The organism is Burkholderia mycopellens, from assembly GCF_964265025.1.
GTDB lineage: Bacteria > Pseudomonadota > Gammaproteobacteria > Burkholderiales > Burkholderiaceae > Burkholderia.
In genome coordinates this window covers 127,947-154,032 of record NZ_OZ183803.1, presented here as the reverse complement: position 1 = coordinate 154,032, position 26,086 = coordinate 127,947, and the positions used below count along the sequence as shown (strand labels likewise).

Sequence of the window (26,086 nt, the reverse complement as noted above, 5' to 3'; positions counted from 1 at the left end):
CTCCCCGCCACACCAGGCGGAGTCAGACCCCGGCCCGGGCTAACCGCCCGACTGTTCCATCGCCAGCACGAAGCCTACCCGGCCCATTGTGCACCGGCGCCAGTTCGACCCCTAGACGACGCGCGATCCGTGCCGTCCGTTTCAAACGAGATTGATGATGCAACCACCTGTTTCACAAACCCGATCGTTTACGACGGTCTTCCTCATCGAAATGTGGGAGCGCTTCGGCTACTACGGCATGGCCGCGCTCCTGGTCCTCTTCATGGTCGACCGGCTCGGTTTCACCGACAGCCATGCGAACCTGACCTGGGGTGCGTTCACCGCACTCGTCTATGCGGCGCCGTCGATCGGCGGCTGGATCGGCGACAAGGTGCTCGGCGCCCGCCGCACGATGATCATCGGCGCGGCCGTGCTGTGCACCGGCTACCTGATGCTGTCGGTACCGAACGATCAGCTGACGTACATGTACGCGTCGCTCGGCGTGATCGTCGTCGGCAACGGCCTGTTCAAGGCCAACGCGGCCAACCTCGTGCGCCGTATCTATGAAGGCGACGACGCGCGCATCGACAGCGCATTCACGATCTACTACATGGCAGTCAACATCGGCTCGACGGTGTCGATGCTCGCGACGCCGTGGATCAAGGATCACTGGGGCTGGCACACCGCGTTCGCCGTCTGCTGCGGCGGCATGCTGCTCGCGATCCTCAACTTCATGCTGATGCATCGCACGCTCGCGCACGTCGGCTCGCTGCCGGACGAGCAGCCGATCCGCTGGAAGCGCCTCGGCGCGGTCGCGCTGGGCGGCGTCGGGCTCGCGCTGATCACGCTGTACGTGTTGCAGCACAAGCAGCTCGCGGTCGCCAGCGTGTGGACGGCAGCGTTCGCGATCCTCGCGATCTTCGCATACATGATCGCGAAGTCGGAGCGCTCGGAGCGCGCGGGCCTGATCGCGGCACTCGTGCTGATCGGCCAGGTGATCCTGTTCTTCATCTTCTACGTGCAGATGTCGACGTCGCTGACGCTGTTCGCGCTGCGCAACGTCGATCCGCGCTTCATGCTGTTCGGCACGACGCTGTTCACGTGGAGCGCCGCGCAGTTCCAGGCGCTGAACCCGATCTGGATCATGCTGCTGAGCCCGGTGCTCGTGTGGGTCTACAACGCCGTCGCGAAGGGCGGCCGTGACCTGCCGGTCGCCGCGAAATACGCGCTCGGCTTCGGCGCAGTGGCCGCAGGCTACCTGGTGTTCACGATCAGCGGCCGCTACGCGGTCGACGGCCGCGTGTCGTCGTGGTTCATGGTGTGGGGCTACGGCCTCTACTCGCTCGGCGAACTGCTGGTGAGCGGCCTCGGCCTCGCGATGATCGCCCGCTACGTGCCGGCGCGCATGAGCGGCTTCATGATGGGTGCGTACTTCGTCGCGACGGGTGTGTCGCAGTATCTGGGCAGCGTCGTCGCGAACTTCGCGCAGATGCCGTCGCACGAACTGCCGGCCACGGAATCGCTGCCGCTGTACCTGTCGCTGTTCGAGAAGCTCGGCTGGCTCGCCGCGATCGGCATGCTGCTCGCACTGCTGCTTCTGCCGCTGATGAACCGCCTGTCGCGTCAGCACCAGCGTTGTGCAGAAGAGCGCCGCGAAGAAGCGCTGCAGGCGCAGGGCGTCGCCGCGGCTCAGTAAGGACTATCCCTCGGCGTGCTGCGTGCACGCCACATTCTCCCGCCGGTTGCGCGATTGCGTCCTACACTGGTTGCAAGCAGTGCATCCGCCGAGATGCGCACTGGCGGGAGAAGACCATGAAAAGCAAGACCACGAGGATACTGAGGATACTGTCGGACATCCGGTACGCGCAGCGATGCACCGCACTGCGCGCCGCCCGGGCGGCAGCCGAAGCCGACGCGGTACTCGCGGAACGCGACGATCCGGCGCCCGACGAACGCGACGACGCCGAATCCGACGACACCACCGCCGTTCCCCGCTCCCGTATCGGCTCACCTCACTGACGCCGCGCGGCACACTCCGTGCCGCACGCGCCGCCTCCCGCGCCGCTCATGCGGCCGCGCTGCGCCACCGCGCGATCCACGTTCCCGAACCGGCCACGGCCATCATCAGCCCGAGCGCGCACGCGTCGGCCACGAGGCCCACGCCGACATGCCGCAGATCGGTACTGCGCACGACCGGGTGCAACAGCGAATCGATGACGAGCGAGATCGCCGCGCCCGCGACGAAGCAGATCAGCCCGCGCTGGCCCACGGCCACGACGGGCCGCACGCCCTGCGCGATCCGCGCGATCCAGCCGAAACGCACACAGTCGGCCATCAGCCACGCGATGGCCGCGAAGCTCACGACGCGCGGCAGCGCGAGATCGCGCTTGAACACGCCTTCCGGCAGCGGCAGCCCCGAGAACAGCTTGTAGCTCGCGCAGCCGAGCACGACCGCGCACGCGAGCCCGGTCGCAGCCGCCCCCCAGCGCCCGAGCGCGATGCGCCGGTAGAACGGCTGGCAGCGCGCGAGCACGCCGGCGACGAACATCAGTTGCCATGCGAACGGATTGAAACTCCAGCGGAATCCATCGGTATCCAGCAGTTCGGGGCCGAGCCAGCCCGCCGCGATCCACGACGCGATGCCAAGCGCGACGAGCAGCCACGGATGCCGGCGCGCGAACGGCACGAGCACCGGCGACGCGAGCGCGAACAGCACATACATCGGCAGCACCGACGCGAGATAGGGCTGGCGCTGGAACGTCAGCAGCTCGGCGAGGCCCGTGAGCGGCGAGGCGAGCATCACGCTGACGTCGTCGAGCGCGAGGTTCGGCGCATCGATCCCGTAGTGGTCGAGCACGGCCGACACGACGAGCATCAGCGTCGAGGTCGCGAGAAACGCGCGGTAGATCTGCATCGCGCGGCGCACGAACCGCTTTTGCGCGGCGCGGGCGCCGTGCCGCTCGGCGATCGCGCCATAGGCGCTCGCGGTCGCGAAGCCGCCGAGAAAGACGAAGACCTCGGCCGCGTCGCACAGCGCGAACGCATGCAGCGTGACGCGCGACAGCACGCTTGCGCCGATGTGATCGACGACGATCATCAACAGCACGATGCCGCGGAAGAAATCGACTTCGATCAGGCGGCCGCTGCGCGACGGCTGAATCGCGGCGGGCAGTCCACTCAACGACATGAGCGCACCTGCACGGCAACGGTGCGGCACGCACCGGAAAGTGAATCGGGGAGAAGGAGGCGAGCGTGATCAGCGGCGATACGCGTATGCCCGCATCGCGCCGACCCGGCCGGCCAGGCACGGAGATGACCGTTCATTGAAAGGCTGCATACGAAGGGAAATCGATCAGGCCAGTCTAATGGCCGATCCGGGGAGACCCTAAGTAACAAAGTGCAACCGAATCTTTTGTTCGATTACGGGCGCGAGCCTTGTGGGGCAAAGCAGGCGGCGTCGCCAGACTCGCGTCGGCGCAACGCCAGTTTGCGGCCAGCATCGATGTATCTGACCGCTGCGGCGCAGTGGTTTGGCGATGCACGACGCGGCACATGGCACGCGGCAGCCGCATCGCGATCGACGTTTATCTGCGCGCCGGCAGGCGCCGCATCAGCATGGCGCTATGCCACGCGGTCAGCGCAACGGCGACCCAGATCGGCCCATACGTCGCGAGCTTCGCGACGCTCAGCGTTTCGCCGAGCAGCAGCAGCGACACCGCGACGAGCAGCACCGGTTCGACGTAGCCGAGAATCCCGAACAGCGCCATCGGCAACATCCGGCTCGCCTTCAGGTAGCTCGCGAGCGCGAGCGTGCTGAGCACGCCGAGGCCCGGCAGCAGCGCAGCCCACAGCACCGGATGGTCGGCGACGCGCGTCGCGCTCGTCACGACCATCGCGAACGCGATCGGGCACAGCAGCACGATCTCGACCGCGAACGCGGCGAGCGAATCGGCGTTGATCCGCCGGCGCAGCACGAAATACGGCGGATAGCCGAGCGCGACGACGAGCGTCGGCCACGCGAATGCGCGCGTCGCCCACACTTCGTGCGCGACGCCGAGCGCGGCACACGCGACCGCCGCCCATTGCAGCGGATCGAGCCGTTCGTGATAGTAGAAACGGCCGACGAGCACCATCGTCAGCGGCAGCAGGAAATAGCCGAGCGACACTTCGAGCATGCGGCCGTGCAGCGGCGCCCACAGGAACAGCCACAACTGCACGCCGAGCAGCGCGGCGCTCACGGGCAGCGCAAGCAGCAGACGCCAGTCGCGCACGCTGCGCCGAAGGAGGTCGACGAGCGCGGGCAAGCGGTCGCGCAGCGCGATCAGCGCGAGCGCGCCCGGTGCGGTCCACAACACGCGCCACGCGAAGATGTCGAGCCCGGTGAGCGGCGCGAGCAGTTTCGCGTAGGCGGACATCAGCGCGAACAGCATCGACGCCGCCACCGACAGCATGAGGCCGCGCCCGGCCTCCGGATACCCCGTCATGATCGTTTCGCGCCGCTTACTGCTGCTGGAAGCGCTCGAAGCGCCGTTCGGTCTGGCGTTCCTCGAACGTCACTTCGGTCACGCGCGCGGCCGGCGGCCCGTGGCGCAGCCACGCGAGCATCCGGTCGATCTGCGCGCCGGGGCCCTGGATCATCGCCTCGACGCTGCCGTCCTCGAGATTCGCGACCCAGCCGCGCAGCTTCAGCGCATGCGCCTCGCGCACCGTCGCATGACGGAAGCCGACGCCCTGCACGACGCCGCGCACCCGCACGTAGTAGGTCTCGATCCGTTCGTCCAGTTCATTGCGGCTCATCGCGTCGCCCTCCCGTTGCATTCAAGCCCGGCATTGTAGTCGCGTCGGCCGCTTCGCACACGGGCCGGAGCCTGTTCGCCGCCGTCGCGGCCTTGCGTCGCCGCGCGCGCCGACCACGTACAATCTCGCCCGTGCTCAACCGCCGCGCCGCTCGCGCGCGGCCCTGAAGGAAACGCATGACTGATACCTCCCGCGATCTCGTTCTCGTCACCGGCGCGTCCGGTTTCGTCGGCTCGGCCGTCGCACGCATTGCGCAGCAGAAAGGCTATGCGGTGCGCGTGCTCGTGCGCCCGACCAGCCCGCGCACGAACGTGGCGGACCTCGACGCCGAGATCGTCACCGGCGACATGCGCGACGAGGCGTCGATGCGCGCCGCGCTGCGCGGCGTGCGCTACCTGCTGCACGTGGCGGCCGACTACCGGCTGTGGGCGCCCGATCCCGACGAGATCGAGCGCGCGAACCTCGAGGGCGCGGTCGCGACGATGCGCGCGGCGCGCGCGGAAGGCGTCGAGCGGATCGTCTACACGAGCAGCGTCGCGACGCTGAAGGTGACGAGCGCCGGCGATCCGTCCGACGAGAACCGGCCGCTCACGGCCGAGCAGGCGATCGGGGTCTACAAGCGCAGCAAGGTGCTCGCGGAACGCGCGGTCGAGCGGATGATCGCCGACGAAGGGCTGCCGGCCGTGATCGTCAATCCGTCGACGCCGATCGGCCCGCGCGACGTGAAGCCGACGCCGACCGGCCGCATCATCGTCGAGGCCGCGCTCGGCAAGATTCCCGCGTTCGTCGACACGGGGCTGAACCTCGTGCACGTCGACGACGTCGCGCACGGCCACTTCCTCGCGCTCGAGCGCGGCCGGATCGGCGAGCGCTACATCCTCGGCGGCGAGAACCTGCCGCTGCAGCAGATGCTCGCGGACATCGCGCAAATGACGGGCCGCAAGGCGCCGACGATCGCGCTGCCGCGCTGGCCGCTCTATCCGCTCGCGGTCGGCGCCGAAGCGGTCGCGAAATTCACGAAGAAGGAGCCGTTCGTCACCGTGGACGGGCTGCGGATGTCGAAGAACAAGATGTATTTCACGTCCGCGAAGGCCGAGCGCGAACTCGGCTACCGTGCGCGCCCGTACCGCGAAGGGCTGCGCGATGCGCTCGACTGGTTCGGCGCCGCAGGCTACCTGAAGTAGCACAAAGCGGCGTGCTTCACGCCGCTTTGCGCACTTTGTTACACGTCCCGCGCGGCCCGCCACCGCGCAGCGGGTAAAATCGCGGGTCTTACGCAGAGAAGACACGCATGAACCTGAACGATCAGATCGCTTCGCTCACCGTGGGCGTCGATCAGCTCCTCCACGATCACCACGCCGCGCAGCAGGCGGCCCGCAGCGCGGAAGCCTTCGCGCGCGCCGCGGCAGCGGAAGCCCAGGCCGCCGCGCAACGTCACGCCGCCGCGGAAGCCGAAGCGCAGGCCGCCGCACAACGCCATACGGCGGCAGCCGCCGACGCCGAAGCCGCGCAACAGCGCCACGCGGAAGCCACCGCCGCCGCCGAAGCCGCCGCCCACCGTCACACGGATGCCGCCGCGCAGGCCGAAGCCGCCGCGCAGCGCCATACGGAAGCCACCGCACTGACCGAAGCGCTCGCGCAACGTCACGCGGATGCCGAAGCCGCATCGCAACGTCACGCAGCGGCGATCGCCGAAGCAGAAGCCGCCGCGCAACGCCATCACGCCGCCGCGACCGAAGCCGAAGCGGCCGCGCAGCGCCATGCGGCCGCGACCGCCGAAGCCGAGGCCGCCGCGAAGCGTCACGCGCAAGCGACTGCCGAAGCCGAAGCGGCCACGCAGCGTCACACGGCCGCGATCGCCGAAGCCGAAGCCGCCGCGCAGCGCCACAAGGCTGCGATCGCGGAAGCCGAAGCGCTCGCGCAGCAGCACATGCAGGCGATCGCGGAAACGCAGGCCGCCGCACAGCGTCATGCCGACGCCACCGCCGAGGCCGAAGCCGTCACGCAACGCCATGCCGAAGCGATCGCGCAGGCCGAGGCGGCCGCGCAGCGCCACGCCGACGCCACCGCGCAGGCCGAGGCCGTCGCGCAGCGTCATACCGAGGCGATCGCGCAAGCCGAAGCGGCTGCGCAGCACCACGCGAAGGCCGTCGCCGACGCCGAGGCGCTGGTCGAGGCCGTCGTCAAGGAAACCGCGACCCACGCGGTCGCCGCCCCGGCCGTGGCAGCCGAAGTCGTCGAACCTGCGCCGGCCGACGCGCCGGCCGCGGAACCGGCCGTGATCGCGCCGGCGGCGGCCGAAACGGTGGATTCGACGGCCGATGCCGAAGCGGCCATCGTCGCGACGGCGCAAGCCGAAACACCGGTTGACGGCGAAGCCGACGCGGCCACCACCCCGGCCCCGTCGGACAAATCGACGCTGCACGTGTCGCGTCCGTCGCAGAACGAACTCACGCTGACCATCAACGGCGAATCGATCACGCTGCATCCGGAGCAGTTGGGGCAGCTGATCGAGGAACTCGCGCATGCGCGCGCGTCGATGCAGCCGGAGCCGCCGCCCGGCATCCCGGCCGGCTGGCGCTTCGTGACGACGAAGAATCCGATTATGGCCGTACAGAAGCAGACGAACGGCGACCGCCTGCTGGTGGCCCGCCACACGGGCTACGGCTGGGTGCCGTTCACGTTCTCGCCGGACGTCGTGGTCCAGATGTACATGATGCTGACGCAGCGCTAGGCACCGGCAGGCCGCACCGCCGAAAACGAAACAGCCCGACCGGTTTCCACCGATCGGGCTGTTTGCTTTCCGGCTGCCGGGAGGCACGCCTCCCGGGCAACGCTCAGCGATCCACCGGCGCCTGCACGCGCGCCTTCCACTGGCCGCCCTTGCCGCGCCAGTAACGCCACGCGGACGCGAACGTCGCACCGACGTAGAACAGCGCGACGAGCGGCAGCGCCGGCGCCCACAGCGGCGAGCGCCGGTAGTAGCGCAGCATCGGCGCATACGCGGCGCACATCGACGCCCACGCGAGCCACGCCGGCCATGCGCGCGCGCCGTACGCGAGCGCGGCTGCGGGCGGCACGAGATAGATGATCGTCATCCCGAGCAACGTGCCGGCCAGCAGCAGCGGCGAATAGTGCAGCTGCGTGAACGCCGTGCGCGCGATCATGTTCCAGATGTCGCGCCAGCTGTCGTACGGGCGCAGCGATACGCTGCGGTCGGCCAGGTCGAGCCGGATCGGATGGCGGCCTTCGCCGCGATGCTTGATCTGCGCGGCGAGGCTGCAGTCGTCGATCAGCGCGCCGCGGATCGACTCGATGCCGCCCGCTTCCTCGAGCGCCGTACGCTTGACGAGCATGCAGCCGCCCGCGGCGCCGGCTGTCCGGTTGCGCGGATTGTTAATCCACGAGAACGGGTAGAGCTTCGCGAAGAAGAACACGAACGCCGGGATCAGCGCCTTTTCCCAGAACGAATCGCAGCGCAGCCGCACCATCAGCGAGACGAGATCGCGGTGCTCGGCCTGCGCGCGCGTGACGAGTTGCGCGACCGCGTCGGGCGGGTGGCCGATGTCGGCATCCGTCAGCAACAGGTAGTCGGCCGCCAGGCCGAGCGTCTGCACCGCGGCGATCCCCTGCGACTGCGCCCACACCTTGCCCGACCAGCCGGCCGGCAGCGGCTTCGCGGCCAGCACCGTCAGCCGGTCGGCGCGGTTGATCGTGAGCGCGGCCGCCCGGGCCGCGTCGGCGGTACCGTCGTCGCTGTGGTCATCGACAATGATCAGATGAAAATCGCCCGGGTAATCCTGCTCGAGCAGCGAAGTCGCCGCCCGGGCGATCACGTCGGCCTCGTTGCGTGCCGGCACGACCGCGACGACGGCCGGCCAGCCGGCCTCGGCCGCGGCGCCGCGCGCCTCGGGCGGCAGCGGCCGCGCGGGCACCGCGCGCCAGAAGCCGCCGCGCGCGACGAGCAGCACGATCCAGATCATCAGCGACAGGCCGGACACCAGGAAAGCGAGCACCAGCATCATCGGCACGCCTCCTGTCGGGCGCCGGCATCGGCACAATCAATCGGGGTCAGGAACAAAACACCCGAAACCGCACGGGCGGCCGGGCAATACGCGTAAGAATCGACGGTCATCGAATGGCCTTGAAATGAGCGCGACGCCAGGCAGCCGGAGCGGCTGCCCGCGAAACCGCATAGTTTACTGGGTTCCGCGCGCGCCAGCGCCGACGCGGCTCTCCCGCAAATGCAACACGCCGGATACAGCACCGAAGCAAGGACTTGCCGATGAGGTTAAAATGCGCGATTAATTCGGGGTTCCGGGGCCTGGCCGGCCGGTTCGTTCCTGCCTTCATAACATCAAGCCGGGGCGAGCGAGCGAGTGCCAGCTCCTCGAACCCCGGCGTCTGTCGTCGGAGTTCGCTCACCTATGCGAGTCATCCTTGCCCAGCCTCGCGGCTTTTGTGCGGGGGTTGTCCGTGCGATCGAGATCGTCGATCGCGCGCTGCAACAGCACGGTGCGCCGGTCTATGTGCGTCATGAGATCGTGCATAACCGGCATGTCGTCGAAAATCTGCGTAATAAAGGGGCACGATTCGTTGAGGAACTCGACGAGGTGCCCCACGGCGCTGTCGCGATCTTCAGCGCGCACGGTGTCGCCCAGACGGTCGAGCTCGACGCGGAAACGCGCGGGCTCGACGTGCTCGACGCCACCTGCCCGCTCGTCACGAAAGTGCACGTGCAGGGTCGCCAATATGTCGCGGCGGGCCGCCGGCTGATCCTGATCGGCCATGCGGGCCACCCGGAAGTCGAGGGGACGATCGGCCAGATTCCGGCCGAGGTGATCCTCGTGCAGAGCGAAGCCGAAGTCGATACGCTGACGCTGCCTGTCGATACGCCGGTTGCGTACATCACGCAAACCACGCTGTCGGTCGACGATACGCGCGGCATCATCGAAGCGCTGCAGCGCCGGTTCACCGACCTCGTCGGCCCGGACACGCGCGACATCTGCTACGCGACGCAAAATCGCCAGGCCGCCGTGCGCGAACTGAGCGAGCAGGTCGACGTACTGCTCGTGGTCGGTGCGACGAACAGCTCGAACTCGAACCGCCTGCGCGAGATCGGCACCGAAAGCGGTGTGCCGAGCTACCTCGTCGCCGACGGTTCGGAAGTAAAGGCCGAATGGTTCGCGAATGCGAAGACCGTGGGCCTGACCGCCGGGGCGTCCGCGCCCGAGGAGATGGTCGAAGATGTAATCGGCGCGCTGCGCGCGCTGGGTCCCGTCGACGTCACGACGATGGCGGGCCGAGAGGAAAAAGTCGAATTCAAGCTGCCGGCGAAGCTCACGCAAGCCGTCGCCCGCGAAGTTTAAGGAGGACATCTCTTGTCTATTCCGCTGCTCCAGCAAGTCCGCGTCGGCGCGTACATCACGCGCCAACACCTGTCCGGCAACAAACGCTATCCGCTCGCGCTGATGCTCGAGCCGCTGTTCCGCTGCAACCTCGCGTGCAACGGCTGCGGCAAGATCGATTACCCGGACCCCATCCTGAACCAGCGCCTGTCCGTCCAGGAATGCCTGGAAGCGGTCGACGAGTGCGGCGCGCCGATCGTGTCGATCGCAGGCGGCGAGCCGCTGCTGCACAAGGAAATGCCGGAAATCGTCCGCGGCATCATGAAGCGCAAGAAGTTCGTCTACCTCTGCACGAACGCGCTGCTGATGGAAAAGAAGATGGACGACTACCAGCCGAGCCCGTACTTCGTCTGGTCGGTCCACCTCGACGGCGACGCGCAGATGCACGATCACTCGGTGTCGCAGGAAGGCGTGTACGACAAGGCGGTCGCGGCCATCAAGGAAGCGAAGCGCCGCGGCTTCCGCGTGAACATCAACTGCACGCTGTTCAACGATGCGATCCCCGAGCGCGTCGCGAAGTTCTTCGACACGCTCAAGCCGATCGGCGTCGACGGCATCACCGTGTCGCCGGGCTACGCGTACGAGCGCGCACCGGATCAGCAGCACTTCCTGAACCGCGACAAGACGAAGAACCTGTTCCGCGAAATCCTGAAGCGCGGCGAAGGCGGCAAGCGCTGGTCGTTCAGCCAGTCGTCGCTGTTCCTCGACTTCCTGGCCGGCAACCAGACGTACAAGTGCACGCCGTGGGGCAACCCGGCGCGTACGGTGTTCGGCTGGCAGAAGCCGTGCTACCTGGTCGGCGAAGGTTACGTGAAGACCTTCAAGGAACTGATGGAAGACACGAACTGGGACAACTACGGCGTCGGCAACTACGAGAAGTGCGCGGACTGCATGGTCCACTGCGGCTTCGAAGCGACCGCCGTGATGGACACGATGGCGCATCCGCTGAAGGCGTTCGCCGTGAGCCGCAAGGGCATCAAGACCGACGGCCCGTTTGCTCCGGACATTCCGATCGACAAGCAGCGTCCGGCCGAGTACGTGTTCTCGCGTCACGTCGAGATCAAGCTCGAGGAAATCCAGCGCGCCGGCAAGGGCAAGCTGCAAAAGCCGGCGAAGCCGGCAGCCGCCGCTTAAGCGCGTTTCGCCGCGCGGGGGCCATGCCTCCGCGACGGCGGGAAAAAATGAAGCGCCACGGAGTCCGCTCCGTGGCGCTTTTGTTTTGGGCCGTGGTTTTGCGTCGCGTTTCGCCGTCACCGCATGGCCGCGACGGCCCGTGCGATCGTCGAAACCGAAGCCGAAGTCGAAGCCGCGCGATTACAGCAGCCACGTCGGTGCGGCCGGCCCTGTCTCCTCCAACCTCCCTGCGAAACCGGTGCGACGCTACGCGGCCGTCGATTCGACCGCATGCCTGCGCATCTTCTCCGCCGCACTCGCGACGAGCGCCGGCTGGCCGCTCGACGCGAACGTGCAGACGTGCTCCCACAGCTCGGCCAGCCGATGCCGCGTGAGCGTCGCGACGCACGTGTCGTTCGCCGCGAGCACATGCTCGAGTACCGCGCATTCGTCGTCGCGCAGCGTCCATGCGCCGCTTTGCGCCGCGCGCGCCACGCCCGCATCGAGCGCACGCTCCGCGTCGACGCACAGGTCGATGTCCGCGTCCGCGCTCACCGCATCGTCGAGCGCCAGAAACACAAGGTAGACGCTCGTGCGCAAGCGCATCAGCAGCGCCTCGTTGCCATGCCCGCCGCGCAGCGCGACGAGCGCCATGTGGCATTTCAGCGAGATGTCGCGCGCATGCACGGGCGGCAACGGCAGCAGCCACTCGCGGGTCAGCGGCACGTGACGACGCTTCTTCCGGGCGCCCTTCATGACTGGCCCCCGCTTCCCAGCGCCTCGGCCGCCGCGACGGCCGGCCATGCGATGCGGCACGCAACGGCGTCACGGCGCGCATGGCGCGGGTGCTTCGCACGACGCCGCGCGCCGTGCCCAGCCTCGCGCCGCTGCGTCGCTCGCGCGTCCGGCAGCCGGTGCCGCGTGGATGCGCGCACGACGTCGGCAGATCCGATCGTGCAAGCCATGCTCGTCTCCCGCATCAGAACGTGTTCTCGCCCTTCAGGTAGTACGCGGTCTTCACGAAGAACGCCTTGACCGGATGGCCGCCCTGCACGTCGCGCGCGACGCGCGCTTCCATCTCGGCCCGCTCTTCGCGCGACCGGTCCGGCACCGGATTGTGGACACGTTCGAGCGCACGCTGCATCGCGAGCGGATAGTTCTGGTTGCCGGCCGACGTCGCGCGATAGCCGGCGCGCGTCATCTGCATCAGTTGCGCGTCGGTTTCGGCACGCGCGGCGGACCAGGTCGACAGGGCGGCATTCGGTGCGCCGTCCGGTGCGACCGGCTGCGCAAGGCTGACGGCGGGCAGCGCAACGAGTGCGCAGGAAAGTACGGCAACGGGAACGAGGGATCGCATAGTGGCCTCCAGTTGGTTGTCCCCGCATCGATCGGGTTAGACGATGCGTTGAAACCATCGTATGTCGCGCTGCATTCCGCTTGAATAGCCGATTCCGCAATTGATATTTTCGGCTTCGAAATCCGGTGCGCAAACCGCGTCCTGCGCGAATCCCGCCAAACAGGAATTTCTTTATTTCATTCAACGCCCTGATCGCATTGGTTCAGACGATCCGGAGCGGCGCACGCAGCGCTTTTTCAATTTCCGAAATGACGTGTTGCCGGTGCGATCGCGGCTCGTGCACCTGCCGGCAAGGCTTCCGGCGTGATATCGCGCGTGCGGATACCGGGTATCCCAAACCCCAGCCTGATCGAATCGAACGATTTTCGTGACTCAGGACAAATCATCGCATCCGGATTGCCGGATAGCGACACGACGCGCACGGCAAGGACGCGCGATAATCACGCATCGGCCGTTTCGCACGGCACCTCATGCACGCCCATTTTTATCGAGTCCTTCCATGGCTGCCCTCGACACCACCGCCATCCACAGTTGGCACGCGCACGTCTATTTCGATGCGGCCAGCCGCGACGCGGCCTGGGCATTTCGCCAGGTCGTCGACGAGCGGTTCGGCGCGGTCATCGAACTCGGCCGCTTTCACGAACGCCTCGTCGGCCCGCACCCGGCGTGGTCGTACCAGATCGCGTTCGACGCCGCACGCTTCGACGACATCGTGCCGTGGCTCGTGCTGAACCACGGCGCGCTCGATATCTTCCTGCATCCGAATACGAACGACGAACTGCGCGACCATCGCGATTGCGCGGTGTGGATCGGGAAGTCGTATGTGCTGAATCTCGACGCGCTGGCCGGATAAGGGCCGGCACGCAGGCACTGCACCGCAGGCGACATCCACGTTTCGGGCCGACGTGAAACGTCTCGCGGCGGCGCGCCCATACAGTGGGTTCCGTTATCGATGCTTCCGGAACCTGCCATGTCACACGCCAACGCCGATGCCCGGCATATTTATGAAAGCTGGCACGCGGCCGTGGTCGCGCGCGACGTCGATGCGCTGATGTCGCTGTATGCCGACGACGCGGTGCTCGAAACGCCGCTGATCGTCGTCACGCTGCCCGATCACGGCTCCGGCGTGCTGCACGGCAAGGCCGCGATCGGCGCATTCTTCGCGGCGGGCCTGCGCAATCCGGGCAACCGGCTCGGGCGCTGGTACCGCACCGGGCTGTTCCTCTCGAACGGCCGCCAGCTCACGTGGGAATATCCGCGTGCCACGCCGGACGGCGACCAGGTCGATCTCGTCGAGGTGATGGATCTGCGCGACGGGCTGATCGCGCATCATCGCGTGTACTGGGGATGGGTCGGCTTTCTCGCGCTGCGCGCCGCCACGCCGGCGCCCGACCGCGCATGACGGCCGCCGCGCCGAACCGCGCCGCGGCCCGCCGCGTGCTCGCCGCGACCTGCGTGAGCTACACGCTCGTGCTGCTCGACGCGTCCATCGTCAACGTCGCGCTCACCGACATCGCCCACACCTTCGGCAGCCGCGTGGCCGGCCTGCAGTGGATCGTGAACGCGTACACGCTCGCGTTCGCGAGCCTGCTGATGACGGGCGGCACGCTCGGCGACCGGCTCGGCGATCGCGACGTCTATATCGCGGGGCTCGCGGTGTTCGTCGCCGCGTCGGCGCTGTGCGGCGTCGCGCCGACCCTTCCGGCGCTCGCGATCGCCCGCGCGTTACAAGGCGTCGGCAGCGCGATGCTGGTGCCCTGCTCGCTCGCGCTGCTCAACCGCGCATTCCCCGAACCGGCCGCGCGCGCCTCGGCGATCAGCCTGTGGATGGGCTGCGGCGGTATCGCGATGGCGTCGGGCCCACTGATCGGCGGCCTGCTGATCCATCTGTTCGGGTGGCGCAGCCTCTTCTTCGTGAACCTACCGCTCGGGCTTGCCGGCATCTGGCTCGGCCGCACGGTCGCGCGCGCCGCCGGCGACGGGTCGCGGCAGTTCGACTGGGGCGGCCAGGCCACGGCCATCGTCGCGATCGCGGCGCTGATCGGCACGCTGATCGAAGGTCCGTCGCTCGGCTGGCGCTCGGCGCCGATCGTCGGTGGCGCGATCACGAGCGCAGTCGCGTGGAGCGCGTTCATCGCGATCGAAGCGCGGCGCCGCGAACCGATGCTGCCGCTCGCGTTCTTCCGCAACCGGCTGTTCGCCGGATCGACGTTCGTGTCGATGGCGTCGGCGTTCGTGTTCTACGGGCTGCTGTTCGTGCTCAGCCTGTTCTATCGGCAGATCCGCGGCGCGAGCCCGCTCGACACGGGGCTCGCATTCCTGCCGATGACCGCGATGGTCGCGCTCGGCGGACTGTGTTCCGGCAAGCTGGCCGCGCGCTTCGGCGCGCGCGGCTCGATGTGTGCGGCGTTCGCGCTCTATGCGGCCGGCGCGCTCGGCATGACGGGCATAAGTGCGGCGACGCCCGCGTGGCTCGCCGTCGCGCCGATGCTCGCGATCGGCTTTGCATCGGGATTCATCTCGCCGGCCGCGACATCGCCCGCGCTCGGGACAGTCGAACGGCACCGCGCCGGCGTGGCGGCGGCCGCGCTGAACGCAGCGCGCCAGAGTGGATCGGCGCTCGGCGTGGCGATCTTCGGTGCGTGCATCGCGACGCTGCAGCCGTTTCCGGCGGCGATGCGGGTGGCGCTCGGCATCGCGACCGGATTGTCGGCTCTCGCCGCGACGACGTGGTGGATCACGGCGCGGCCGACACCGGCAACCGGCGAACCGGCCGCGCCACTGCAAACCGCCACGCGCCGCTAGCGCATGCCGAGGCAGCCGCGCGGCGGCTCATCGCGTCGGGATCAGTGCGGCACGCCGCTCACGCGACATACATCGCGACACTGACGAACTGGCACAGGCTTCCGGCCAGCACGAACAGGTGCCAGATACCGTGCCCGTGGCGAATACGCTCGTCGTTGATGAAGAAGTAGATCCCCGCGCTGTAGATCAAGCCGCCGGCCACGAGCCACGCGGTACCGACCGGCGGCAACGCATGGATCAGCGGACGCACCGCGACGAGCGCGAGCCAGCCCATGGCCACGTACAGGATCATCGACAGCATGCGCGTACGCCGCCCGAGCGTCAGTTCCTGCACGATGCCGAACACGGCCAGCCCCCAGCTCACGCCGAACAGCGACCAGCCCCACGGGCCGCGCAGCGTGACCAGCGTAAACGGCGTGTAGCTGCCGGCGATCAGCAGGTAGATCGCCGAGTGGTCGCACTTCTGCAGGATGGCTTTCAGGCGCGGATTGCGCACGCTGTGGTACAGCGTCGAAATCGCATAGAGCAGGATCAGCATCGCGCCGTACACGCTGAAGCTCACGACCTTATACGGATCGCCTTCGAGCGCGCCCATCGTCACGAGCGCCACGAGACCCGCCACCGACAGCACCGCGCCGACGAGATGGGAAATGCTGTTGAAACGCTCACCGACATGCACGACGTGTTCTCCTGCGGGTCCATCGGGGAAAAAAGAAGCCCCTATGATACCGGCGGCCGAAGTTTGCCGTGCTGCGCCCGGGCAAACGGCACACGCGCGCCGCCGGCCCGCCCACGAAAAAAAAACGCCGCGACATCCGTCGCGGCGCTTCTGTTTCGATGACAGGCCCGAATCATCGGTCCATTTCGACGAACGGGCTCAGCAACACTTTCCTGCCCCCGACCCGTACCGCGCATTCTGACGCTCGCGGAAAAATTCCTCGTACGTCATCGGCTCGCGGTCCGGATGGGTGGCGCGCATGTGCGCGACGTAGGTGTCGTAGTCGGGCAGGCCGACCATCAGCCGCAACGCCTGCCCGAGGTAACGCCCCGCGCTGCGCAGGTCGCCGCCAAGATCGCTGAACATCGCGGCCTCCCCTTAACGTCCGCTGCCGAGCGCCTGCGCGGCCGGCATCGCTTCGTACGGCGTCTCGCGCACGGTCGGCTTCGACTCGCGGCGCGCGCGCAGCACGGCGATCACGCCGTACACCGCGATGCTCACCACGACGAAGATGAACAGGCCCGCCAGCGCCGCATCGATGTAGTCGTTGAAGATGATCCGCTTCATCTGCGCGATCGACTTCGCCGGCGCGAGCACCTTGCCCTCGTCCACCGCAGCCTGCAGCTTCGCGGCGTGCGCGAGGAAGCTGACCTTCGGGTTCGCGTCGAAAATCTTCTGCCAGCCGGCGGTCAGCGTGCAGATCAGCAGCCACACGGTCGGCACGATCGTCACCCACGCATAGCGCTCGCGCTTCATCTTGAACAGCACGACGGTGCCGAGCACCAGCGCGATCGCGGCGAGCATCTGGTTCGAGATGCCGAACAGCGGCCACAGCGTGTTGATGCCGCCGAGCGGATCGACCACGCCCTGGTACAGGAAGTAGCCCCACGCGGCCACGCACAGCGCGGTGGCGACCAGGTTCGCGGGCAGCGACTCGGTGCGCTTGAGCGCCGGGTGGAACGTGCCGAGCAGGTCCTGCAGCATGAAGCGGCCCGCGCGCGTGCCGGCGTCGACGGCCGTCAGGATGAACAGCGCCTCGAACAGGATCGCGAAGTGATACCAGAACGCCATCATCGCTTCGCCGCCGATCACCTGGTGCAGGATGTGCGCCATGCCGACGGCCAGCGTCGGCGCGCCGCCCGCGCGCGCGATGATCGTCGTTTCGCCGACGGCCTTCGCGGTCTGCGTCAGCATGTCGGGCGTCAGCACGAAGCCCCATTGCGTGACCGTGTTGGCCACCGCTTCCGGCGTCGAGCCGAGCACGGCGGCCGGTGCGTTCATCGCGAAGTAGATGCCCGGCTCGATCACGCACGCGGCGACCAGCGCCATGATCGCGACGAACGATTCCATCAGCATCGCGCCGTAACCGATGAAGCGCGCATTGGTTTCGTTGTCGATCAGCTTCGGCGTCGTGCCCGACGAGATCAGCGCATGGAAGCCCGACACGGCGCCGCACGCGATCGTGATGAACAGGAACGGGAACAGGTTGCCCGACCACACCGGGCCCGTGCCGTCGACGAACTTCGTCAGCGCGGGCATCTTCAGTTCCGGCGCGACGACCAGGATGCCGATCGCGAGGCCGAGGATCGTGCCGATCTTCAGGAACGTCGACAGGTAATCGCGCGGCGCGAGCAGCAGCCACACCGGCAGCACCGATGCGACGAAGCCGTAGCCGATCAGGATCCACGTGAGTTGCGTGCCCGTGAACGTGAACCATGCGGCGAGCGTCGGCGAATCGTGCACGTGCTGGCCGAACGCGATCGACGCCATCAGCAGCACGAAGCCGATGATCGACACTTCGCCGATGCGGCCCGGACGGATGTAGCGCGTATAGACGCCCATGAACAGCGCGATCGGAATCGTCGCGGCGACGGTGAACGTGCCCCACGGCGAATTGGTCAGCGCCTTCACGACGATCAGCGCGAGCACCGCGAGGATGATCACCATGATCAGGAACGCGCCGAACAGCGCGATCACGCCGGGCACCGTGCCGAGCTCCATCTTGACGAGGTCGCCGAGCGAGCGGCCGTCGCGGCGCGTCGAGATGAACAGCACGATGAAGTCCTGCACCGCGCCGGCGAACACGACGCCGGCCAGGATCCACAGCATGCCGGGCGTGTAGCCCATCTGCGCGGCGAGCACGGGCCCGACGAGCGGGCCGGCGCCGGCGATCGCGGCGAAGTGATGGCCGAACAGCACGTACTTGTTGGTCGGCACGTAGTCGAGGCCGTCGTTGTACTTGACGGCCGGCGTCATCCGCAGCCCGTCGAGCTGCATCACCTTGCTGGCGATGAAACGGCTGTAGAAGCGATACGCGATCAGATACACGCAGACTGCGGCGATCACGATCCAGAGGGCACTGACGCGCTCGCCGTGTGCGAGTGCGATCGTGCCGAACGCGAACGCGCCGAGCAGCGCGACCGCGATCCAGAGCAGGGTACTGGAAGCCCGATTCATGGCGTCTCCTGGTCTCCAATGTGGTTTTGATGGCATGCGGCAAAGTGGCCGCACACGCGTGACGTCGATGCGTCGCGCCGCGGCCTCGCAAAGGCCGTGGCGATGGGCCGTAGTATTCCGTGCGACGGGGGCAGCTTACAAGCGGATAACTACGTATGCGGAGCTACGTAGAATTACGTAGATGTGTGCGCAACGTTCGCACGGCGGCGTCGGGTTGCATGAATGTGCGCTCCTTGCCTGAAACGTCCGCCCATGTTCGCGATCGAGCCGATCGGCCCGTATCGGCGAGTGTCATTCGGGCCGCTCTCCCGGGCGAAGGCGAAAGCCGGGAGAACAACCGCTGGCAGGACATGCCCGCTTGCGATCCCTGGCGTGGCCATTGACACACGCTTCTGGCGCCGTCAGGTTGCTCCGATATGCTCGACGGCGCGCCAGGGGTGCGGGTACCGCGTATCTCCTTGCCGCACGCTTGCCCCGCTTTCCCGATGCTTTGAAAATTCCGCTCGCGAGCATTAAGATCCCTGGGTGCTCGAGGCCGGGCTATTCCGTTCTTGTTAACCTTTCGTCATCGGTTATGTATTCCGCTCGACTTGCCGTTTCGGCGCTCGCCGGTATCTGCGCGCTTTTCTCTGCGAACGCCCTGGCGGAGGCCACTCTGCATCTTGAAGTCGAGGCAGTTCACGTCGACGAAAATTCGCCGCGCGTGTCCTTGCTTGTGAAGATGACGGACACCGACGCCGACAAGGACAGCTACGGTCGAGTGACCAGGACGTCGCTACCTGCTCCCGGCAGTTGCGTTGCGCGGTTCGACGGTGACGAACAGCACGTGGTAGGGCCTTGTGCCGCGTTTCATGTCTGGGAAAACGGAAGCCCGGTAAAGGCGGTCAAAGTGCGCATTCTGGATACGCGTGGAGATCATGACTGGGTGGTGTTGACGTGGAATTCCATATTCGTACTTCCACCTTCGCAGCGATCGGTCAAAATGCTCGCGGGAGTCGCCAACGGTTGGTTCTCCAACAACCCGGACGAAATTTTCACGCTCGCCGACCCTCCTCCGTTTGATCCCGCGCGCCCCTACAACTGGCTCTATCAGCGCGCCGATCGGGCTCTCAACGATAACTACCGGCGCATTCTCTCCCGCTACGCAAAAAATAACGATGAGAATCGGGCTCGGGGTTTGCGTATCGAGGAGCGAGTTTGGGTCGACCACAAGGTGAGCGAGTGTCGCGACTCGGGCGAGCCCGAGCGATGCCGCTGGCTTGCGACTGAAGAACGTCTGGACACGATTCTCGAAGTCAACGACAACTAGAAATCTCGCCGCCACACAAAGACGTCTACTCGCGACCCAGAGGAGATTCCCAGGTCTCCCGGAGGCTGTCGCGAAATCGATCGGGCGGCGCCTTGCATTGTTTCCAGCCAATCACGCGGCACGCGAGCGGGACGAACGCCTGATGCACGTGTGCGTGCCGTTCATCGCGAATCTCGAGACAGGGAACGCGCCGGCCTGCCCGGCGCGGCACGATGTAAAACGGCCGGCAACAGAGTGCCGGCCACCGGTGCGCAACGAATGGATCTCGCGTCGCACGCGACCGCCCTCGCGGCCGGCCCGCCCCTGCGGGATGCCGCGCTACGACTGCCGTTCGGTCGTCACAACTGGCTCGGCCCGGCTGTCCAGCACGGCGCTCGCCGCCGCCGGCTTCTCCCAGAACGTCGCGTTCGCGATCCCGAGCGCGGCCGGATCGAACGACGGCTCGCGTCCCGCGCGCTTCTGCGCTTCGTAGTCGCGCAGCGCCTTGAGCGCCGGTTTCTGCAGCAGCAGGATCGCGACGATGTTGAGCCACGCCATCAACCCGACGCCGATGTCGCCCAGCGCCCACGCGACGCTCGCGCTCTTCACCGCGCCGTACAGCGTCGCGAGCAGGATCACCGCGCGCAGCACGAACGTGCCGGCGGCGCTGCTGCGCGCGCGGCTCAGGTACGCGACGTTGGTTTCCGCGATGTAGTAGTACGCAAGGATCGTGGTGAACGCGAAGAAGAACAGCGCCATCGCGACGAACGCCGCGCCGAAACCCGGCAGCACCGATTCGACGGCCATCTGCGTGTAGCCGGGGCCGGCCTCGATGCCGGCCGCGCCCGAGAACAGCGCGCGGCCGCCCGGCGCGACCACGTTGTACGCGCCGGTGATCAGGATCATGAAGCCCGTCGCCGAGCAGACGAACAGCGTATCGACATAGACGGAGAACGCCTGCACGAGCCCCTGCTGCGCCGGGTGCGTCACTTCGGCGGCCGCCGACGCGTGCGGGCCCGTGCCCTGCCCCGCTTCGTTCGAATAGACGCCGCGCTTCACGCCCCACTGGATCGCCATGCCGAGCACCGCGCCGAAGCCGGCCTCGAAGCCGAACGCACTTTCGAACACCAGCTTGACGACGCCCGGCAGGCGCTCGATGTCGAGCGCGATCACGACGCACGCGATCAGGATGTAGCCGAGCGCCATGAACGGCACGACGATCTCCGCGACGCGCGCGATCCGCTTCACGCCGCCGAAGATGATGAGCCCGAGCAGCAGCACGAGCACCGCGCCCGTGACGGGCTTCGCGATGCCGAAGGAATTCTCGATCGCGGACGAGATCCCGTTCGCCTGCACGCCCGGGAGCAGCAGTCCGCACGCGAGCACGGTGGCAATCGCGAACGCCACCGCATACCAGCGGACGCCGAGCCCCTTCTCGATGTAATACGCGGGGCCGCCGCGATACTGCCCTTCGCGCCGCACCTTGTAGATCTGCGACAGCGTCGATTCGACGAACGCGGTGCTCGCGCCGAGGAACGCGACGAGCCACATCCAGAACATCGCCCCGGGCCCGCCGAACGTGATGGCCGTCGCGACGCCCGCGATGTTGCCCGTGCCGACGCGCCCCGACAGCGACATCGCCAGCGCCTGGAACGACGACACGCCTTCCGCCGAAGCCTTGCTGCCGCGCATCAGGCGCAGCATCTCGACGAAATGGCGAACCTGCGCGAAGCGCGTGCGCAGCGAAAAGTACAGCCCCGCGGCAAGGCAGAGAAAGATGAGCGCGGGGCTCCAGATGACACCGTTGAGCGATTCGACGAGTTGTTCCATGAGGCGATTCTGTTGAAGGCGAGGATGGCGCGTGGCGGAGGGTCGGATCCGTCGCGTGACCGCGCGGCGTCACGACTACAGACAAATCCGAATTTATCTTTCATTTATATTACATGTCTTACGATCCGCTTCAACATTGGGGTGTCCCCCAAGTAGCGCGTGACGAACTCGGGCGGCGTTGCAACGACGTGATCGGCAATCGGGCTGCGCGTCGTGCGCCGGGCGCCGCGAATCTCACGGCGCGGCATGGCCCCGCGCCCGAACCGCCTTGATCCCGGCCCGCGCGCACCGTACAGTGATCGCCTGCCTCGATACCGGAACCGCCATGCCGATCGGATTTCAGAAAATGCACGCGAACGGCGACGACTTCGCGATCGTCGACCTGCGCGGTCAGGATCCAGCGCACGCGATCGATGGTGACCTCGTGCGGCGCATGGGCGACCGCCATCGCGGCATCGGCTTCAACCAGCTCGCGGTCGTGTCGGACTGCGACGACGCAGCGGCCCGCGTCGCGTTCTGGAACGCCGACGGCTCGCCGCTCGACACCTGCGGCAGCGCGACACGCGGCGTCGCATGGCTATTGATGCGGGAAACCGGCCTGTCGTCGCTCCTGCTGCGGACTCCCCGCGGGTATCTCGTGTGCTCGACGGAGGCGAGCGGCCTCATCACCGTCGAGATGGGCAGGCCGCTCACCGGCTGGCGGGACGTGCCGCTCGCCGAGGCGCTCGACACCCTCGCGCTGCCGCTGCCCGGCGCACCGGCCGCGTGCAACATGGGCAATCCGCATTGCACGTTCTTCGTCGACGACCTCCGCGCGATCGATGTCGCGGCGCTCGGCCCGGCCATCGAAACGGATCCGCTGTTTCCGCGGCAGACCAACGTGCATTTCGTTCAGGTCATCGATCGCACGCACATTCGCCTGCGCATCTGGGAGCGCGGCGGCGGCGTGCCGCTCGGTTCGGGATCGTGTTCGTGCGGGGCGGTGGTCAACGGCATCCGGCGCGGGCTGCTCGACGAAATCGTGCGGGTCGAGTGCGACGGCGGTGACGTCACCGTTCAATGGGACGGCACTGACAGCGTGTTCCTGAGCGGGCCGGTCGCGTTCGGGTTCGACGGGTTGTGGGTGGACGGGGAAGTGACGGCAAGCTGATCGCAGGCATTCGCGGTGCGGCGTGAATCACGATACCGATTCGCGCCGGATGCGCAGCGGCAACGCAGCCACATCGTCATCGATCGTCAACGTAATCCGTTCGCCGCCATGATGTGGTGCCCGGCCTCCAACGATCGCGCCGACGCGCGGGGCCATTCATCGCCCGCGATCGGCGTGGCCCGGCACGTGCCGGGCCGCATGCATCACTGCTTGTCGTCGAGCTTCTTCGGCTTCGGCGGCGACGGCACCTTCGCGTACTGGAACGCAGGCGTCGCCTTCAGCGCATCCTTCGTCGCACCCGGCAGGTAGATGTTGCCGTTGCGCACGTCGAGCGACGCGATCGGCACCGCGACGTCGTGCGCGGCCACGCCGAGGAAGCCGCCGGCCGACACGATCGCCGCCGACACCGAGCCGTCCGGTGCGACGATCAGGTCGCGCACGGTACCGACCTTCTGGTTGTCGTCGTTGTAGACGGCCTTGCCGAGCACGCTCTTCTTCACGCTCCAGCCTTCGAGCAGCGCCTGCGATTGCTCGACGGTCACGCTGATCGGCTGCGCACCCGCGATCTGCGCGTGCGCGCTGACGCTCGATGCGAGGACGGTTGCTGCGATGAGGGTCTTGTAGAAAGCCATGCTGTCATGTACTCCGGTGAATTGTTGTCGGTGTCGGCGGCCGGCCAAGCCGCCTCCATGCCTGCGCCGCGTGAAGCACCGCGGCTCGCGCACGGCGCATCGCACCGGCCCATGTTAGCGCCACTCGCGCAACGCTGCATCGGACGCGATGACGCAGCCCCCGCCACGCACGCCGCGCGACGGCGACATTACGGACACCGCAACGAATCGCGCACGCGGTCAAACTCCGGCAGGTAACGCGCGTAGTTTTCCTCCCGCGCGGTGTAGATCAGCACACAGGTCTTCGTGTCGCCGGACGTCACCACGGCCGCCTGGTGCACGATTTCATCGTTGAACGCCCCCTTGTGCTCGCACGTCATTGCGGGCCGGCCCGCTATCGTGCCGTGCTCCGCGTGCGACCATGCGATCGCGCTGCCACCGTCCTTGACCGCATCGACCATCTCGTCGCAGAAGCTCGACAGCGTATCGTCGCTCCTGTCGCCGATGACGAACTCGATCCCCGCCGACATCAGCCCGAACCTGAAACGCCGGATCCGGTAGGTCGCGTCGCCGCGATCCTCCGGCTGGTTCGCGACCCGCCATCCTGCCGGCAGATGCAGCTCCGCCGGCGCCGGATAGTCGCGCACGAGCCGCAGGTCGTTGTCGAAGTTCAACACGCCCGCGACACCCAGCGCCACGATCACCACGGCAATCGACAGCCAGACGCCGAGCAGCGTCAGCAGGCCGATGCCCGCCGCACGCCAGTTCGATTGCAGCGCGCCGCCGCCGGCCCGGTGCGCGTCCACGGCCGCGCGTTGCGCGTGCCGTGCGTAGAAAATCGTCCCGGCGAGACCGGCAACGACGACCGCATGCACGAGCGCGTGCGGCACCACCGAGGTTTCCGGTATCGCCACCGCCGCGTACAGCCCGATCGACACGAGCGTGACGAGTGCCGTGACGAGAATCTGCCGCCGCGCGAGCGCGCGGTGGCCGAGACGCCGCGCGTTCGCCGCGAGCAGGATGCCGCCGGCGAGCGGCGAGCCGAGCAATGCCGCCCAGCCGACGTCCGCCATCGTGTACAGCTTGCCGGGCGGTACCGGTGCCGGTGCCGTCGATGCCGTCATACCGGAAGCAGCGGGGTCGCCCGGAATGGCCGGTGCGTCGTCGGACGGGAAATCGCTCATGTCGGCATCGCCTGCGTCACGCGTTGCGCGACCGCGCGCGCCGTTGCCGCACGGCGTCGGCCAGCACGTCGAGCACCGGTTCCGTCTGGGTCCAGCTCAGGCATGCATCCGTGATCGATACGCCGTACTTCAGCGGCACGCCCGGCTTCAGGTCCTGGCGCCCGGCCTCGAGATGGCTCTCGACCATCACGCCGACGATTCGCTGCTCGCCCTGCGACAGTTGCCGCGCGAGATCCTGCGCAACGTCGATCTGACGATCGTGCGACTTGTTCGAGTTCGCATGCGAGCAGTCGACCATCACCTGCTCGCGCAAGCCGGCCTTGCGCAGCACCGCGCAGCTCGCCTCGACATGTTCGGCGTCGTAGTTCGGGCCGTTCTTGCCGCCGCGCAGGATCACGTGCGCGTCGTCGTTGCCGCGCGTCTCGAAGATCGCGGCCATCCCCATCTTCGTCATCCCCATGAACGCATGGCTCGCCGCCGCGGCGACGATCGCGTCGGACGCGACCTGCACGCCGCCGTCGGTGCCGTTCTTGAAGCCGATCGGGCAGCTCAGGCCCGACGCGAGCTGGCGATGGCTCTGGCTTTCGGTCGTGCGCGCGCCGATCGCACCCCACGCGATCAGGTCGGCGATGTATTGCGGGCTCAGCAGGTCGAGGAATTCGGTCGAAGCCGGCAAGCCCAGCGCATTGATGTCGAGCAGCAATTGCCGCGCGGCGCGCAGCCCTTCGTTGATGCGGAAGCTGCCGTCGAGACGCGGATCGTTGATGTAGCCCTTCCAGCCGACCGTCGTGCGCGGCTTCTCGAAGTAGACGCGCATCGTGATCAGCAGGTCGTCCTGCAGCGCATCGGCGGCCGCCTTCAGGCGGCGCGCGTAATCGAGCGCCTGGTCGTGATCGTGGATCGAGCACGGGCCGACGACAAGCAGCAGCCGGTCGTCACGGCCGTGCAGGATGTCGCCGATTGCGCGGCGCGTATCCTCGACGAGCGTCTGCGTGGCGGGCGGCACCGGCAGTTCGTCCAGCAGCAGCGCCGGCGAGATCAGCGGGCGCACGGCGCCGATGCGGACGTCGTCGATGCGCGTGGTGTCCTGCGTCGCGTCGGCGCTGCCTACCTCGCGATCGTGGGAAGGATTGTCGAGGTTCTGCATGGTGATTCTCCGGGGGACGTCTGGAATGATGGGCAGGCTCGATTATGGCACCCGGGCGGGACGGCGGCGGATTGCGGCGGGGGAGCGGGCGCGGCTGCATGACGGCCGCGCGACGGAGATCAAAAGGCGAAAGAAAAAAGGCGACCCGCGCAGGGTCGCCCGGCCAAGCGCCGCATCGCACGGCGGCGCTCCTTGCTTCTTGCACTGCAGCCGGCAAGGCTCGTTCGCAAGCCCGTTATCGG

At 67.6% G+C, this 26,086-nt stretch carries 24 protein-coding genes; 11 read left to right on the top strand and 13 right to left on the bottom strand.

The annotated features are described in order from the left end of the window. Positions 1-154: 154 nt before the first annotated feature. Positions 155-1,675: a peptide MFS transporter gene (locus ACPTTC_RS18990; RefSeq protein ID WP_175965169.1), complete on the top strand. Its 1,521-nt coding sequence runs from the start codon at positions 155-157 to the stop codon at positions 1,673-1,675. A gap of 116 nt (positions 1,676-1,791) precedes the next feature. Next, a complete protein-coding gene (locus ACPTTC_RS18985; RefSeq protein ID WP_423393471.1) occupies positions 1,792-1,998 on the top strand; it encodes a hypothetical protein in 207 nt (68 codons plus the stop codon). Positions 1,999-2,044: 46 nt separating this feature from the next. Here ACPTTC_RS18985 and ACPTTC_RS18980 read toward each other — a convergent pair whose 3' ends face one another. The 3 genes from ACPTTC_RS18980 to ACPTTC_RS18970 form a co-directional block, all read right to left on the bottom strand. Continuing rightward, positions 2,045-3,166 (bottom strand): OpgC domain-containing protein, encoded by a 1,122-nt coding sequence (locus ACPTTC_RS18980; protein ID WP_423393470.1) that lies wholly within the window; start codon positions 3,164-3,166, stop codon positions 2,045-2,047. 397 nt (positions 3,167-3,563) lie between these two features. Then, positions 3,564-4,463 carry an EamA family transporter RarD gene (rarD, locus tag ACPTTC_RS18975; RefSeq protein WP_423393469.1) on the bottom strand — a complete coding sequence of 300 codons (900 nt, stop codon included), beginning with the start codon at positions 4,461-4,463 and terminating at the stop codon, positions 3,564-3,566. A gap of 16 nt (positions 4,464-4,479) precedes the next feature. Further along, entirely contained in the window at positions 4,480-4,776 is a 297-nt protein-coding gene (locus ACPTTC_RS18970; RefSeq protein WP_175952690.1) for an acylphosphatase, read from the bottom strand. A gap of 176 nt (positions 4,777-4,952) precedes the next feature. On the opposite strand from ACPTTC_RS18970, the gene hpnA reads away from it, so the two are divergent. Both hpnA and ACPTTC_RS18960 read left to right on the top strand, forming a co-directional pair. Further along, positions 4,953-5,960: a hopanoid-associated sugar epimerase gene (gene hpnA, locus ACPTTC_RS18965; RefSeq protein ID WP_059780150.1), complete on the top strand. Its 1,008-nt coding sequence runs from the start codon at positions 4,953-4,955 to the stop codon at positions 5,958-5,960. Between the two features lie 107 nt (positions 5,961-6,067). Beyond that, the gene (locus tag ACPTTC_RS18960; protein ID WP_423393468.1) at positions 6,068-7,510 is read left to right on the top strand and encodes a phage tail protein; all 1,443 of its coding nucleotides are present in this window, start codon (positions 6,068-6,070) and stop codon (positions 7,508-7,510) included. A gap of 103 nt (positions 7,511-7,613) precedes the next feature. Here ACPTTC_RS18960 and ACPTTC_RS18955 read toward each other — a convergent pair whose 3' ends face one another. Further along, positions 7,614-8,801 carry a glycosyltransferase gene (locus ACPTTC_RS18955; RefSeq protein WP_423393467.1) on the bottom strand — a complete coding sequence of 396 codons (1,188 nt, stop codon included), beginning with the start codon at positions 8,799-8,801 and terminating at the stop codon, positions 7,614-7,616. Between the two features lie 402 nt (positions 8,802-9,203). Between ACPTTC_RS18955 and ispH the strand changes: the two genes are divergently transcribed. Further along, positions 9,204-10,145, top strand: a complete 942-nt coding sequence (gene ispH, locus ACPTTC_RS18950; protein ID WP_423393466.1) for a 4-hydroxy-3-methylbut-2-enyl diphosphate reductase — start codon at positions 9,204-9,206, stop codon at positions 10,143-10,145. A gap of 12 nt (positions 10,146-10,157) precedes the next feature. Next, complete coding sequence (gene hpnH, locus ACPTTC_RS18945) at positions 10,158-11,318, top strand: adenosyl-hopene transferase HpnH (RefSeq protein WP_021158681.1); 1,161 nt, start codon at positions 10,158-10,160, stop codon at positions 11,316-11,318. Positions 11,319-11,564: 246 nt separating this feature from the next. Here hpnH and ACPTTC_RS18940 read toward each other — a convergent pair whose 3' ends face one another. Continuing rightward, complete coding sequence (locus ACPTTC_RS18940; protein WP_423393465.1) at positions 11,565-12,053, bottom strand: hypothetical protein; 489 nt, start codon at positions 12,051-12,053, stop codon at positions 11,565-11,567. A 223-nt stretch (positions 12,054-12,276) separates the two neighbouring features. Further along, positions 12,277-12,654: a hypothetical protein gene (locus tag ACPTTC_RS18935; protein ID WP_423393464.1), complete on the bottom strand. Its 378-nt coding sequence runs from the start codon at positions 12,652-12,654 to the stop codon at positions 12,277-12,279. 499 nt (positions 12,655-13,153) lie between these two features. Between ACPTTC_RS18935 and ACPTTC_RS18930 the strand changes: the two genes are divergently transcribed. The 3 genes from ACPTTC_RS18930 (at position 13,154) to ACPTTC_RS18920 (ending at position 15,459) form a co-directional block, all read left to right on the top strand. Further along, complete coding sequence (locus tag ACPTTC_RS18930; protein WP_175952697.1) at positions 13,154-13,507, top strand: DOPA 4,5-dioxygenase family protein; 354 nt, start codon at positions 13,154-13,156, stop codon at positions 13,505-13,507. Between the two features lie 117 nt (positions 13,508-13,624). Then, on the top strand, positions 13,625-14,056 hold the full coding sequence (locus ACPTTC_RS18925; RefSeq protein ID WP_423393463.1) for a nuclear transport factor 2 family protein: 432 nt from the start codon (positions 13,625-13,627) through the stop codon (positions 14,054-14,056). Next, positions 14,053-15,459: an MFS transporter gene (locus ACPTTC_RS18920; RefSeq protein ID WP_423393462.1), complete on the top strand. Its 1,407-nt coding sequence runs from the start codon at positions 14,053-14,055 to the stop codon at positions 15,457-15,459. The genes ACPTTC_RS18925 and ACPTTC_RS18920 overlap by 4 nt, the downstream gene beginning before the upstream one ends. Before the next feature lie 58 nt (positions 15,460-15,517). Here the strand turns inward: ACPTTC_RS18920 and trhA are convergent, their stop codons facing one another. From trhA to ACPTTC_RS18905, 3 genes are all read right to left on the bottom strand, one after another. Continuing rightward, positions 15,518-16,138: a PAQR family membrane homeostasis protein TrhA gene (trhA, locus tag ACPTTC_RS18915; RefSeq protein WP_043181237.1), complete on the bottom strand. Its 621-nt coding sequence runs from the start codon at positions 16,136-16,138 to the stop codon at positions 15,518-15,520. A gap of 198 nt (positions 16,139-16,336) precedes the next feature. After that, a complete protein-coding gene (locus tag ACPTTC_RS18910) occupies positions 16,337-16,543 on the bottom strand; it encodes a YbdD/YjiX family protein (RefSeq protein ID WP_048246131.1) in 207 nt (68 codons plus the stop codon). A 12-nt stretch (positions 16,544-16,555) separates the two neighbouring features. Next, the gene (locus tag ACPTTC_RS18905; RefSeq protein WP_226197333.1) at positions 16,556-18,634 is read right to left on the bottom strand and encodes a carbon starvation CstA family protein; all 2,079 of its coding nucleotides are present in this window, start codon (positions 18,632-18,634) and stop codon (positions 16,556-16,558) included. Between the two features lie 574 nt (positions 18,635-19,208). On the opposite strand from ACPTTC_RS18905, the gene ACPTTC_RS18900 reads away from it, so the two are divergent. Continuing rightward, the gene (locus tag ACPTTC_RS18900) at positions 19,209-19,943 is read left to right on the top strand and encodes a lysozyme inhibitor LprI family protein (protein WP_423393461.1); all 735 of its coding nucleotides are present in this window, start codon (positions 19,209-19,211) and stop codon (positions 19,941-19,943) included. A 318-nt stretch (positions 19,944-20,261) separates the two neighbouring features. Here the strand turns inward: ACPTTC_RS18900 and ACPTTC_RS18895 are convergent, their stop codons facing one another. Next, positions 20,262-21,752 (bottom strand): alanine/glycine:cation symporter family protein, encoded by a 1,491-nt coding sequence (locus ACPTTC_RS18895; RefSeq protein ID WP_423393460.1) that lies wholly within the window; start codon positions 21,750-21,752, stop codon positions 20,262-20,264. 325 nt (positions 21,753-22,077) lie between these two features. Between ACPTTC_RS18895 and dapF the strand changes: the two genes are divergently transcribed. Next, positions 22,078-22,902 carry a diaminopimelate epimerase gene (gene dapF / locus ACPTTC_RS18890; RefSeq protein WP_423393459.1) on the top strand — a complete coding sequence of 275 codons (825 nt, stop codon included), beginning with the start codon at positions 22,078-22,080 and terminating at the stop codon, positions 22,900-22,902. Positions 22,903-23,105: 203 nt separating this feature from the next. On the opposite strand, the gene ACPTTC_RS18885 is transcribed toward dapF, so the two are convergent. The 3 genes from ACPTTC_RS18885 to ACPTTC_RS18875 form a co-directional block, all read right to left on the bottom strand. Continuing rightward, positions 23,106-23,534 (bottom strand): PRC-barrel domain-containing protein, encoded by a 429-nt coding sequence (locus tag ACPTTC_RS18885; RefSeq protein ID WP_175952703.1) that lies wholly within the window; start codon positions 23,532-23,534, stop codon positions 23,106-23,108. Positions 23,535-23,722: 188 nt separating this feature from the next. Then, positions 23,723-24,697, bottom strand: coding sequence for a hypothetical protein (locus ACPTTC_RS18880; protein ID WP_423393458.1), 975 nt, complete (start codon positions 24,695-24,697; stop codon positions 23,723-23,725). 16 nt (positions 24,698-24,713) lie between these two features. Further along, a complete protein-coding gene (locus tag ACPTTC_RS18875) occupies positions 24,714-25,844 on the bottom strand; it encodes a 3-deoxy-7-phosphoheptulonate synthase (RefSeq protein ID WP_423393457.1) in 1,131 nt (376 codons plus the stop codon). Positions 25,845-26,086 lie beyond the last annotated feature (242 nt).